The following is a 13,189-nucleotide window of genomic DNA, read 5'->3' on the forward strand; positions in this document are numbered from 1 at the left end:
TTGCTGATACCGTGCCCGCAGTCAATGTTCAAGTCAATGCGCCCAGCGGCACGATCCAGCTGACGCGTCCCGATCAACGCAACGCCTTGGATCGTTCGGCGATCGAAGAACTCTCGCAAGCCTTCTTCGATCTGCATCAGGAAAAACAGGTCCGCGGTGTGATCCTGACGGCCAGCGGCGCTCATTTCTGTGCGGGGTTGGATCTGAAACAGATGCATCAAACGGCCAGCGGTGATCCGCAGTCGGCGCTTGGTGCATGGCACGACGATTGGACGCAACTTAGAGATCTACTGGAAACGATGTTGCGTTTCCCCAAACCGATCATCGCCGCCGTCGATGGAACCGCGTTGGGGGCCGGGTTCGGACTCGCCCTGGCCGCCGACTTGATCGTCGCCACCCCTTCGGCAAGTTTTGGCGTTCCTGCCGTCCGCAGAGGATTGATCAGTGGCGTCGTCTCTCCGCTGCTCTGCTTCCGTGGCGGCGGCAAGACGGCAGCTCGGATGATGCTGACCGGCGAACAGATCGACGCCGCAAAAGCGTTGCGATTGAACTTGATCGATGAAATCGTCGATGCCGACAAAATCTGGGTCCGCGCCAACCAGTTGGTTGTCGACTGTGCAGCCGCGCCGGCCGAAGCGATTCAATTGAGCAAGCGGTTGCTGAATGAAACCGTCGGTGAAACGCTGTTGATGCAGATGTCGGTTGGGGCTGCGATGGGAGCGACCGCGTGCACGACCGAAGCGGCAGCCGAGGGCTTGGCTGCGTTTACAGAGAAGCGCGACCCGAATTGGCCGTAGTGCCAGGTTGATCCGGACTTCGCGGTGATCTTCAAGCCGCTGGTATTGCTTACGGATCGCTCGGGCGGAGCGAGCGACCACTGAAAAATAGTGGTCCGCTGCGGTGTTCCATCGGCCTTTGGGAAACATTAACCTATGCGGTTTCGATTCCCCCAGAGGTGCCGATAGTGACCGACAAATTGCCTGAGACGCTCGATCCGCCAACCCATCGCCTTGGCATGTTACGCTTTGCTGGGCCCGGCATGATCGTGGCCGGATCGATCGTTGGTTCGGGCGAATTGATCGCGACGACCAAGACGGGAGCCGAAGCGGGGTTTCTGCTGCTGTGGCTGATCCTGCTGGGATGTGTGGTCAAGGTCTTTGCCCAGGTAGAGTTTGGCCGCTATGCACTCAGCAGTGGCAAGACGACGCTCGACGCTCTCTCGGAAGTCCCCGGACCACGAATCGAAGGCCGCGGCAATTGGTTGGTCTGGTTTTGGTTCGCGATGTGGTTCGCGTCGATCGGGCAACTGGGAGGGATCGTCGGTGGTGTTGGCCAATCGCTGGCGATCAGCATCCCGTTGACTGTGCAAGGATCTTTGTACAACGAGGCGGAGGATGCGCGGATCAGTCGACAATTGGTGCAGGTCCGGTCGATCGAAAACGCACAAGAGGGAGCGGAAACCGCACACGAGGCAGCTCAAGCTGAAGCCCTCATCGCAGAATACGCCGAGCAGTATGGCGCGACGGAAACGACAGGGCCGGCGAAGTTGAATCCGCCGCCGGATGCCAAGATCTGGGCGGCGATCGTCGCCGTTATCACTTGCGGGCTGTTGGTGGTGGGGCGCTACAGCATGATCCAGTCGCTGTCGATCACGCTGGTGACCGGATTCACGCTACTAACGATTTACAATCTATTTCAACTGCAAACGCAACCCGATTGGAGCGTGAAATGGACAGAGTTTGTCTCGGGGTTGCGGGGCAACATGCCGGCCAATTCGGGTGGTGTCTCGCCGCTGGTCACCGCGTTGGCGACGTTTGGCATCATCGGTGTTGGGGCCGCGGAATTGATCGTCTATCCGTACTGGTGCTTGGAAAAAGGTTACGGTCGGTTCACCGGTCCACGCGATGAAACGCCGCAATGGCACGCCCGAGCGAAGGGCTGGATGAAGGTGATGCGGTTGGATGCCTGGGGTTCGATGATCGTCTACACCTTTTCGACGATGGTCTTCTATCTGTTGGGGGCGGCGACGTTGCATCGGGCCGACCTCAACCCCAGCAAGGATCACATGGTTCGCACGTTGGCGACGATGTTCCATCCGGTGTTTGGCAACTGGGCCTCGATTCTGTTCCTGTTTGGCGCCTTTGCCGTGCTCTATTCGACCTACTTCGTCGCCAACGCCAGCCACGCGAGAACGTTTTCCGACGCGATCCGCGTGATGGGGTTCATCCGCAGCGATGAGGCGACCCAGCGACGTTGGGTCCGAATCCTCAGCGGATTGTTCCCGATGCTGTGTCTTGTTTTGTATTTGATGTATCCCAACCCTGTCCATCTGGTGTTGTTGAGCGGGCTGATGCAAGGCTTGATGCTACCGATGCTGGGCGGGGCCGCGTTATTCTTCCGCTATCGACGCAGCATTGCCGGGCTCGAACCGGGACTGCTGTGGGATCACTGTTTGTGGTTGTCGGTCTTTGCGATGTATGTGACCGGAATCTGGACAGTTTATTCGAATCTGGTTGATTAGCGTTACCGAAGCGGTGCAGATTGTTCGACGACCTCTTCCTGTCTGGATTCGTGCCGCCGGTTTAAGAGGTCATTTGAGGCGTACTTTCATTGGATTGGTAACGTTCCAACAAGCGGTAGAGCTTGCGACGGTGAATCCCTAGCTTCCGAGCCGCACTGGCTTTGTTACCATTTTCCTTGGCAAGAACTTCCAGGACGTGGGCTTTGGAAATATCATCCAACGCGACCGTATCGTTACTGTCGTGGTCGCACACGGCGAACGCGGGCTTCCTGTCACCGGTGTCGATCTGCGAGACTTCTTTCACACCGCTGGCAATCTCGTTTGGAAGATCGTCCAGCGTGATCGTGTCGTTATCAGCCAGTACCGTCGCGCGTTGCAGAACGTTACTCAACTGGCGGACATTCCCCGGCCAGTCGTAACGATTCAGCGCCTTGCGGGCAGCGGGATCGACCTGCCAGGGCGAAGCGAGAAAGTAATCGACCAAGCGATCGATGTCTCCGCTGCGCTGGCACAACGGGGGCATGTGAACGGATAGCACATTGATACGGTAATAGAGATCCTCGCGGAAGTTCCCCGCCTGCACCTCCGCCGCCAGATCGCGGTTGGTCGCCACGATGATCCGCACCCTAACATTTCGTTCTGTGTGTCCTCCGATGCGACGCATCGAACCATCTTCGAGGACTCTCAACAGCTTGGGTTGCAGGGCGAGTGGAAGTTCGCCGATTTCGTCGATGAACAACGTGCCGCCGTCGGCGATTTCAAACAACCCCGGTTTTTCGGTCGTCGCCCCTGTGAATGAACCCTTTTGATGACCAAACAATTCGCTCTCGACCAACAGTTCGGGGAGGGCGGCGCAGTTGATCGTTACAAAAGGCTGATCGCACAGTTTGCTGTGTTGTTGAACGGCGCGGGCCACAACCTCTTTCCCTGTGCCGCTGGCCCCTTGAATCAGGACCGGTTTATCGGTCGGGGCGATTCGGTGGATCAAACGCACGACGTCGCGCATCGCTGGCGATTCGCCAACCAACGTCAACGGAGGCCTTCGCCGGGCGCGGGCTGGTTTATTCTTCAGACACGCTTGCCGCTGCTGGCACGCCGCTTGACAGCGTTCCTCGAGCTCTCCCATCGAGCACGGTTTCGTCAGGTAGCCAAATGCTCCCATCTGGATCGCCAAGACCGCCGATTCGATCGTCCCTTCTCCGGTCAGGATGATCACCTCCATCTTGCCGCTCGCCTGCACGCGTTGCAACAACTCCAGTCCCGACATGCCCGGCATGTTCAGGTCGAAGACGGCGATATCAAAATCACGTTTTTCGCACTGGCTGATCGCTTCGGCTCCGCTTGAAACCGCGGTCACGTGATGCCCCTTAAATTGCATCCAGCGCACAAACGCATCGCGAAAGACGGCGTCGTCGTCGACGAGCAATAAGTTCATGGATCTATCTGGCATTTGAGGGTTTCACTAGTTTTGTTTCGACGCCACGGTTCGTCGAAAAGGTACAAATAAAATTGGGTCATGCATCGGAAATGGGTTTCGGTCACAGGTTCGCCCTGCCACCATCGGCCACGGTCCTCTTGGGCACGCGTCGGGTTAACCAAAGCCCCTGCGGTGCCCCACGGCCCGGTGGACCACAACGACTGAAATACATCGACTTCGCATCCGGTAATAAAAAGAATGAATGCGATACAGGCGAATTGAGGTGCTGCACTTCGATTTCGCCTTGGTTGTTGCGTTGGGCGAGGTATTGTCGCATCAAGGGGTGCCCCGAATGACCGACGTCATAGCTGCGAACAAATAACAGCGTCTGATTATCATCGAGCAATTGAGGATATCCCTCGAAGCGGTCCGTATTGATGGCGTTTCCCAACGCTTTCGCGGGCGTCCACGGCGCGTTCAGATGGCGACGATGTGCGATCCAGATGTCCATTGCCCCAGCCTTCCCACCAGGTCGCGAGGAGCTGAAAGCGAGAGTTAGTCCGCTGGGAGAAAAACTGGGATGCATCGCGTTGCTCCGCAACTTCAATTCCCTGTTGAGTTCCTTTGCACGCTGCCAGGGCTCATCGCGCGACTCACGATGCGAGATGAACAAATCAAGTTTTTTGTCGCGGCAAGAGAAAACCAAGCTGAGCCCATCGGACGAAAGGCCTGGACTGAATTGGAAACGCGAATCGTTGAGATCCCCTGGAGGGATTCGAACGGGCTTTCCAAAAGGTTGGTCTAGGTTGTCGCGACGACATTCGTAGATTCCATGTGTTCCATTGCGTCTGGAAAAGAACATCATGCGGCAACCGTCCGCCGATAGTGTTGTCTGCGAATCCTCCGATTCGCTGTTGATCTCGCGCCCCAGGTTGATCGGTTCACTCCACTCGTAATCGGGCGAGAGCAGTCGCTGAACGACTTCATCGACCGGCATGGCGGCCCGCGGCGCGCTGTGGGGTCGCACTTCGCCCGCTGCCGACGCCGCGGCATGCGATGGCTGGGCGTCCGGTTCCAAGCGGACCTGCAACACGGACCGACCGTTGCGTTCGATGGAGACCAATTCCCGTTTGGCAAGAACTCCATCTTTCATGACGGCGACTTGATGCTGCCCTGGTCGAAGGGTGAGTTCTTTGATACCTGCGCCGCGGATGACAACTTCTTCGCCGTCGATCATGACTTGCGTATTGGGATCGTCGGTTGCCAGCACTAACGTTCCAGCCCCGGTGGTCAACCGGATCACGGTCGAGACCAATTGGGTGACCCCGGTTGCATCGGAAATACCAACGCCGATGATCAGCGTCAGCATCAGGCCTGCAGCTATAGAGACGAATGGGTTTCCGAAGCCCGAATGCAGGCGGGTTAGTGTGGCTGGAATTGCGGAGAATCGAGGCGAGACGAGCCGAGGCTGCTTGGGCAGGCTAGGAATGCAGCCCTGTTCAAGGTCGATCAGACAGCGCTGCAAAAGATCGCCAACCTCCGTGGCCGATCCGTAGCGGGCGGCGGGATTTTTCTCATGCAGCTTGGAGACGATCGCAATCATCCAGTCCGGAGTTTCAGGAATGATTTCGTCCAACCCCCGGGGAGTATCTTCGGCCACGCGTTTCATCACGGCATGCATCGTTGGTGCGCGAAACGGTGGACGCCCGCAGAGCATTTCGTAGAGTACGCTGCCGAGACTGAATAGATCGGCGCGATGATCCAAGCGGTGCCCCAACACTTGTTCCGGAGCCATGTAGAGCGGCGTTCCCGCGATCATCCCACTGTGCGTGATGCTTGCATCATCGCTGGTTCGAGCGAGACCAAAATCGGTCAATTTGCCTCGCGCTTCGGCGTTGCATTCCAGCAGGATGTTGCTTGGCTTGACGTCCCGGTGAATCACTTGTTGGGCGTGGGCAGCCGCCAATCCGTTGGCGACTTGTTTGCCCAGACGCAGCACATCGGCGAGGTCCAAGGGACCTGTTTGCAAGAGCCGTTGCTGCAACGTCATCCCCGAGACGTACTCCATCACGATGTAGGGGATTGGCGATTCTTCCACAGCGTAGATCGCGACGACGTTTTCGTGACGAATCGCCGCCGCCGTCCGCGCCTCGCGGAGGAAACGTTTCCGTGCTGGCGAAGTCGCCGCGAAATCGACCGAGAGCATCTTGATCGCGACCATCCGCTGCAATTTTTCATCAAACGCCCTGAAGACCGTACCGAATGCCCCTTGCCCGACGATCTCCAAGAGATCGTAATGCGCCAATCGTCCAAGCGATTTTGGGCAGGTCGATGGTTCCAGATACCCCAGGATTTGCATGTCGCCGAGTTCGGATCCGCAGTCCGTCGTTTGCGCTTCGCTCGCCGGTTCTTCACGCCGCGTCGATCCGCCAAGCAACTGGTCCATCGCCCCGCTTCGCGACGGCGCAATTTGCTCAATGGCTGGCATTGCAAGAAATTGGCTATCGCGTTCGTGCGTTTCCAGCAAACTCTCGACACGGCCCCGCAACTCGTGATCTTCCGGGCACAATCGCTTTAACAGGGACCGTCGCGCAATCGAAGACTCGACTTCGAGTACTGATATGAATAGTTCGCGTTCGATGCTGCTCATTGCATAGCCAATAGGACGAGATAAATCGATCGATCGATATCTAATGCGAGGTTTGAGTCGCGTTTACGCCTTAAAATTAAAAGTTTTTGCCTCGGTTCTTGTTTCGACAGTCGCCAGGCACTGTCTCCCCGTTTCTCACTTGCCCACATTTCCGGGACTCAAACTAACAACGCTCGTTTTTGCATTCTTCAAGACCCGCCGTGTCTGCCAAAGATCCAGGTCGCCCAACCCATCTTCCCGTTCGGCGCTAAAGATCATTGTCTCACCATCGGCAAGCAACCAGAAAGCATTTTCGACCGGCGAATCGATCGGGTAGACGTCGTAGTCCCCGTGATTGTTCAGCACCGCGAGATGCAGTCGGAACACCTGCCGCTCCCGCCCCTCCTCCTTACCGCCACGGGTGAACAAGAGGGTTTGTCCATCGTCAAGCAACTGAGGACTCGCTTCGATGCGATTTGAATTGACCTGATCCCCCATGTGCTGCGGCGCTTGCCATGGGGCGTCGATTCGATCTCGGTGTGCCATCCAAATCTCGTACCCTCCCAGTTGGTGGTGGCGACGTGCCGTCGTGAAAATCAGGGAGAGACTGCTTGGGGAGAGCCGGGCATATAGATCAAACTTACGCGGTTCATTGATCTCCGGGCCTAAAGTCGTTGGGGGCTCCCAAGGCTGGTCGCGCGCGGCGCGATGCATTGTGTACAAATCCAACTCTTTCACGGGCCGCGCCGCACCGACGACCGTCAATCCATCGGAACTGATCCCCGCTCCATTGATGATGAATGCTCCAGTCGCATGTTGATAGTCGGTCAAACGCGCGGAGGTGAACGGTGCGTTCACGTCATCTCGCGTCGCCTCCCAAAGGTCTGGGGTCGCCTTGCGGCTGGAGCAAAAAAACATGCACAGTCCATCCGCCGTGAGTGTCGGTTGGGAATCTTCGCCGCGACTGTTGATCTCTGGGCCCAAATTGACCGGTTCGGTCCATTGGTAATCGGGGGATGTAAACCGCTCGAGCAACCGGGCAGCCAACGCCGAGACAGGTGCGCTACGGGGGGGCGACTTGGGGACGGAATTCGCTGTCGAATCGACTGCGGCCGGGGCGAACTCGACCGCGACGTGTCCGCCACGCGTAACTAAGACGGTTTTGCTGGCGATTTGTTTGCCAGCGGAAAACGCCGACACCTGATACTCCCCAACCGCAACCTCCTTCGCCTCGGACGCGTTCCCTGGTCCCCGAGCCAGTTTGCCATCCAAATAGATCGACATCGCCGGATCGTCCGACTGCACGGCGAGCATCCCCGTACCGCGGAACCACGTTGTGGTGGATTGCACCAATCGCGAACCGCCTGTCAATTCGGCGATCGCCACCCCGAAAATCAACAACAGCGCGGCGGCAACAGAAGCCAGTTTCCCGCTGCCAAGCCGCTGCACCATCAAGCGAGTTTTGGTTGGCGTCGGCTTGGACCGCGGCACCTCGGGGATCAGCCCCTGTTGCCATTGCTTTTCGCAAACATCGAGCAGTTCGCTGACTTCGGCGGCGGAATCAAAGCGATCGTTAGGGTCTTTCGCGTGCAACCGTTCGACGATCGCTTGTATCCAGTCGGGAGTCCCCGGAACGATTTCATCCAGCGGTTGTGGGGTGTCGTCGGCCACCCGTTTCATCACCGCCAATATCGTTGGCGCACGAAACGGCGGACGGCCGGCTAGCATCTTGTAGAGCACGCTGCCCAAACAGAAGAGGTCGGCGCGGTGATCCAACTTCTTTCCAAAGGCTTGTTCGGGAGCCATGTACATCGGTGTCCCTGCGATCATCCCGCTGCGTGTAATACTGGCATCATCGTTGGCCCGCGCTAGGCCGAAGTCGGTCAGCTTGACTCGACCACCTGGCCCACTTTCCAGCAGGATGTTGCTCGGCTTCACATCGCGATGCACCAATTGCTCGGCATGCGCGGCTGCCAATCCGTTGGCAATCTGCTTGCCAAACTTCAACACGTCGGACAACTCCATCGGGCCCTGTTGTTCAATCTGTTGTTGCAATGTTACACCCGATACGTACTCCATAACAAGGTGAGGAACCGGGGCTTCTTCGACGGCATGGATCGCGACGACGTTTTCATGCCGAATTGCCGCAGCGTTTCGCGCTTCCCGCAAGAATCGCTTTCGAGCTGCCGGGACGACAGCCAATTCGATCGCGATTACCTTGATCGCCACCACCCGCTCCAGCTTCACATCAAAGGCCCTGAAGACGGTTCCGAAGGCCCCCCGCCCGACGATCTCCAACAGTTCGTAATGCTTCAGTCGCCCGAGCGAATCGGCGTTCTCCGCAGGCTCCAGATAGCTCAACAGCGAATCGTCGAGCGGCTCGCGTCCGTTGGCACGATCCCCCGCTCCGGCCTCATCCCATTCTTCTCGCCGCGTCGAGTCGCTGGGGCCGAGCAACGCCCGCTCCGTCGACCCGCCCCCCCGCGAAGCGAGCTGTTCGAGCGCTGGCATCTGCAAAAATTGACTCCCTTGCTCATGCGTCGTCAGCAGCGACTCGACGCGGGCGCGCAGATGTTGATCGTCGGAACAAAGTCGCTCTAACAGAGCTCGTCTCGCATCGGGAGAATCGATTTCCAGAGCAGATATAAACAGTTCGCGTTCAGAGCAGCACATAAACCGGAGACCAAAAGGACGAGAGAAAACGATCCGTCGTCGAATAATGCGAGGTTTGAAGCCCGTTTACGCCACAAAAATGGAAGTTTCCCCCCGATTAGGAGGCGGGTTCGTCGAGCGCTTGCTGCAACCAAGCTCTCGCGAACGCCCATATCCGATCTGCGGTCCGCGGAGAAATATCCATCGCGTTGGCGGCCTGGACGTTTGTCAGCCCCGCGAAATACCGTAGGTTCACCAATTTCACAGCTTCGGCATCGACTGTCCCCAGTCGCTCCAATGCTTCGTCCAATGCCAGGATGTCCTCGTTGACTTCTCCCGCCTGCAATGGAACTTGGTCGAGTTCATGACGCTGCATCCCACCACCGCGTTTAAGACATTGCTTACTGCGAGCATTCTCGACCAAGATCCGACGCATCGCTTCGGCTGCTGCGGCAAAGAAGTGACCACGCCCATCCCAGGTCTGTGGTTTCTCGACATCGACCAACCGCACATAAGCTTCGTGTACGAGCGCTGTCGCCTGCAGTGTTTGTCCTGCCTTTTCCTGCGTGAGCCTTTGAGTGGCGAGATTCCGCAATTCGGCATAGACCAACGGCAGCAGTTCGTCCGCCGCTGCAGCGTCTCCGGACTCTAATTTTTGTAGGATAGTAGTAACATCTGACATGCAACTTCCCTTCCCTACTTTGATTGAGTCCTAGCCCTACCCGATCCCCGCGCACCAGGCAACGCCCACCCAACTTCATGCCGGTACCAAGCAGTGTTCCAATTGAAGGAATCTTCGCTGGGTTGCGCTAGCATCGCGTTCTGAATGGAGCGCCATGAACGGGCGCAGCAAATGAATCGACCACCCCGCCCCGGTGCCGATTCAACGACAAGCAATAGCCATCCATCGTTTTGCGCCCCATTGTCTGCACTCCAACGCTAATCCGCAGATCGACGTAACGGGTTTCAGGTCGAACGCCCCCACTACTGGCAACGCTATGATACTGCCCCCCCCCCCAAATCTCAACACCCACGGTCCCCCCTTAGAACGAGGAGCAAAGCGTCGGTGGGATCGGGCGGCGAGCCACCGTCTGGTCAGACCAGGAATCGGGGGCCTCCTTGGTCGCCGCAAGGGAGTTGTAGCACGCTAAACCAAAGGCAGCGGAACGCTCTGCTTTTCTTTGGCGGCCTTGTAGATTGCAAGGATAATCTCTACCGATCGCCGGCCCTCGCGCCCGTCGACAAGCGGAGTTTCGCCCGATTGGATCGCCCGAGCCACGTCGGTGAAGACGGCGGTATGCCCATGATGGCCGATCGCCGCTGGGTCGGCAGCACCGCCGCCGGTCTTGTTTTTACCGATCATTTCTTCCTGCACCCGGCGGTCTTCGTCGGTCATCTCGGCGAATTCCCAGGTCTTGATATCCTCTTCTTCCAGGACCGCGGTGCCGAGCGTGCCGGAGATTTCGATCCGCTTCAGGCTGCCAGGAAACGCAGCGGTCGAAGCCTCGATCACTCCCAACGCGCCGCTTTCGAAGCGCACCGTCGCGACGGCGACGTCTTCTACTTCGATCCGCTCGTGTGCCAGAGTCCCGGTGCACGCGGTAACCTCGGTGACAGGTCCCATCATCCAGGTCAGCAGATCGACGGTGTGAATCGCTTGATTCATCAACGCCCCACCGCCATCCAATTCCCAGGTGCCGCGCCACGCGCCGCTGTCGTAATACTCTTGCGTGCGGAACCATTTCACGTACGCGTCGCCCATCGTGACGGTGCCAAAGCGATCGCCTTCGACCGCCTCCTTGATCAACTGCGAACTCTTGTGGAACCGACTCTGCAGCGTCACGCCCAACTTGACTCCCGCCTTGTCGCAGGCGTCGATGATCTTGTCGCATCGTTCCAGCGTGACTTCCAACGGCTTTTCGACGACAACGTGCTTGCCCGCTTCGGCAGCCAACAGCGCCGGTTCCATGTGCGCTCCGCTAGGCGTCGCGATACTCACGGCAGCGACCTTCGGATCGGCCAACATCTCTTCGACCGATCCGTAACAAGCGATCCCCAGAGGCTCGCCGAAGGCTTTGGCTTTTTCCAAATCGCGAGCACAACAGGCGACCAATTCCACACCCGGCGCATCGGTCAATGCCTTGGCATGAAAGTTCGCGATCATTCCACAGCCAATGATTCCAAATCCGATCGACATTTAAGATCTATCTTTCAACGTAAGAGGGTTCAGCGGGAGAGAGGAGGGAGTCTTTGACGGGGCTCAGCAAGCAACGCTTTCAGCCGCCGATCGCCGAGCATTATAAGTAAATCACGGCGGATCGTAACCGCCGGGATTCCAGGGATGGCAGCGAGCGATTCGCCAGACGCCTTTGCAGATTCCACGCAGCACGCCGTACTTGCCGATCGCTTCGATCGTGTACTGGCTGCACGTCGGACTGAACCGGCAATTGGGGCCCAGCATCGGACTGATCCAACGCTGGTAGAAGCGGATCGGGAGGATAAACAGCCAACGCATCGCTTTCGGTTCGCCCCCGGCTAAGACTTCGACTCGGGTTTTCGTTTTGCATCGTCGCCACGCCGCTGCCCGGTTGCCCGCCAGGCGACCGAGACCAACGACTTGCGAATCGCAGCGTGCTCGGCGATCGCCCCGCGGCGCGGCCGGACGACAAAATCAAAGCCCTGCGGCAGTTGATCCTTCTGAGTCCGAAAGGCCTCGCGAATCAAGCGTTTCCAGCGGTTCCTGACCACGGCATTGCCAGCCTTCTTGGGGATGGTGATCCCGATTCGGCTGAAGCCTAGGTCGTTGCTCATCGCGTTGAGAACCAGCATCCGATCGGTCGCCACGCGGCCCTTGCGAATGATCGTTCCAAATTGTTCGGGCGTCTTCAGCCGCAGCGTTTTCGAGAATCGCTGATCCATTACCAAATCAACGATCGCCGCGGTTGCAACGGATTACGCTCTTCGAACTTGCGAATCAGCTCTTCGCTCTGCTCATCGATTTCGGTCGGCAACTGCAGACGCACCTCGACATACAGATCGCCGGCGTCTCCCTTCGGATCGCGGACGCCTTGCCCTTTGATCCGCAGTCGCTTGCCGTCGCTGCTGCCAGGCGGAATGGTCAACGAGATCGTCCCGCCAGGCGTTGGCACATCGACCTTCGCTCCCAACATCGCTTCACCGATCGACAGCGGCAGCTTTAGGTCCAAGTGCTTGCCGCGGCGTTGAAAGTAGGGATGCGGCGTGACGTTCAACTGCAGGATCAAATCGCCCGTCGGGCCGCCGTTGGGCGACGCTTGGCCCTGGCCACGCAAGCGAATCTTCGATCCCGTTTCCACCCCCGCGGGGATCGTCACCGAAACACTTTCGGTCCCCGTCGGCTTGCCGATCCGAATCTCCGTCTTTCCGCCCAAAACCGCTGTATTGAACGGAATCGGAACCTCTTGGCGAACATCGGATCCGCGGGTTTGACGCGGTTGCCGCGGAGCAGATCGACCGCCACCGGGATGCCCACCAAAAACCTGTTCAAAGAAATCGCCAAAGCCGCCTTGGAAACCTCCGCCGCCGCCGCCACCGCCGCGTCCGCCGAAGATTTGCTCGACGTCGACGCCTTCAAAGCCGCCGCCGTCCCAAGCCCCGCCGCCGGCGCGGACTCGCTCGAAGTCGCTGCCGTAGCGATCGTAAGCTCCCCGCTTTTCCGAGTCGCTCAGAACGTCGTAAGCCTCTTGAATGCGCTTAAACTTCTCCTGAGCGGATTTATCGTCGGGGTTCAGGTCGGGATGATATTTGCGCGCAAGCTTGCGATAGGCTTTTTGGATTTCGTCCTTTTCAGCCGTCTTGCTGACACCCAGTACTTGATAAAGATCTTCAGCCATACCTTGCCGTCTGTCTTCCTGAATTTGTTCCAACGCGCGACGCCAACAGCAATCGCATCGTAATCTTATAAGAAAGGCGTGCATTCCCGAAAGCCGAC

Annotated in this window: 10 protein-coding genes; 2 read left to right on the forward strand and 8 right to left on the reverse strand. The window is 58.1% G+C overall.

Annotated features, from left to right (window positions below; all coding sequences use genetic code 11):
* The first annotated feature begins 11 nt into the window (after positions 1 to 11).
* The gene (locus EC9_RS09400) at positions 12 to 797 is read left to right on the forward strand and encodes an enoyl-CoA hydratase/isomerase family protein (RefSeq protein ID WP_246106037.1); all 786 of its coding nucleotides are present in this window, start codon (positions 12 to 14) and stop codon (positions 795 to 797) included.
* 242 nt (positions 798 to 1,039) lie between these two features.
* Positions 1,040 to 2,521, forward strand: a complete 1,482-nt coding sequence (locus EC9_RS09405) for an Nramp family divalent metal transporter (RefSeq protein ID WP_449314243.1) — start codon at positions 1,040 to 1,042, stop codon at positions 2,519 to 2,521.
* 61 nt (positions 2,522 to 2,582) lie between these two features.
* On the opposite strand, the gene EC9_RS09410 is transcribed toward EC9_RS09405, so the two are convergent.
* The 8 genes from EC9_RS09410 to EC9_RS09445 all read right to left on the reverse strand — a co-directional run bounded on the left by EC9_RS09410 (position 2,583) and on the right by EC9_RS09445 (position 13,091).
* Positions 2,583 to 3,971: a sigma-54-dependent transcriptional regulator gene (locus EC9_RS09410; RefSeq protein ID WP_145344368.1), complete on the reverse strand. Its 1,389-nt coding sequence runs from the start codon at positions 3,969 to 3,971 to the stop codon at positions 2,583 to 2,585.
* An 88-nt stretch (positions 3,972 to 4,059) separates the two neighbouring features.
* Positions 4,060 to 6,384: a serine/threonine-protein kinase gene (locus tag EC9_RS09415; RefSeq protein WP_218934698.1), complete on the reverse strand. Its 2,325-nt coding sequence runs from the start codon at positions 6,382 to 6,384 to the stop codon at positions 4,060 to 4,062.
* A 339-nt stretch (positions 6,385 to 6,723) separates the two neighbouring features.
* Positions 6,724 to 9,240, reverse strand: coding sequence for a serine/threonine-protein kinase (locus tag EC9_RS09420; protein WP_145344372.1), 2,517 nt, complete (start codon positions 9,238 to 9,240; stop codon positions 6,724 to 6,726).
* A gap of 97 nt (positions 9,241 to 9,337) precedes the next feature.
* Positions 9,338 to 9,901: an ECF-type sigma factor gene (locus tag EC9_RS09425; protein WP_145344374.1), complete on the reverse strand. Its 564-nt coding sequence runs from the start codon at positions 9,899 to 9,901 to the stop codon at positions 9,338 to 9,340.
* A 465-nt stretch (positions 9,902 to 10,366) separates the two neighbouring features.
* Positions 10,367 to 11,416, reverse strand: a complete 1,050-nt coding sequence (locus EC9_RS09430; RefSeq protein WP_145344376.1) for a Gfo/Idh/MocA family protein — start codon at positions 11,414 to 11,416, stop codon at positions 10,367 to 10,369.
* Between the two features lie 111 nt (positions 11,417 to 11,527).
* Positions 11,528 to 11,734: a membrane protein insertion efficiency factor YidD gene (yidD, locus tag EC9_RS09435; protein ID WP_145091875.1), complete on the reverse strand. Its 207-nt coding sequence runs from the start codon at positions 11,732 to 11,734 to the stop codon at positions 11,528 to 11,530.
* Positions 11,735 to 11,754: 20 nt separating this feature from the next.
* On the reverse strand, positions 11,755 to 12,138 hold the full coding sequence (gene rnpA, locus EC9_RS09440) for a ribonuclease P protein component (RefSeq protein ID WP_145344378.1): 384 nt from the start codon (positions 12,136 to 12,138) through the stop codon (positions 11,755 to 11,757).
* Positions 12,138 to 13,091, reverse strand: coding sequence for a DnaJ C-terminal domain-containing protein (locus tag EC9_RS09445; protein WP_145344380.1), 954 nt, complete (start codon positions 13,089 to 13,091; stop codon positions 12,138 to 12,140). Before EC9_RS09445 ends, rnpA begins: the two co-directional genes overlap by 1 nt.
* Between the last annotated feature and the right edge of the window lie 98 nt (positions 13,092 to 13,189).

Origin of the sequence: Rosistilla ulvae (genome assembly GCF_007741475.1) — a bacterium.
Taxonomy (GTDB): Bacteria; Planctomycetota; Planctomycetia; order Pirellulales; family Pirellulaceae; genus Rosistilla; species Rosistilla ulvae.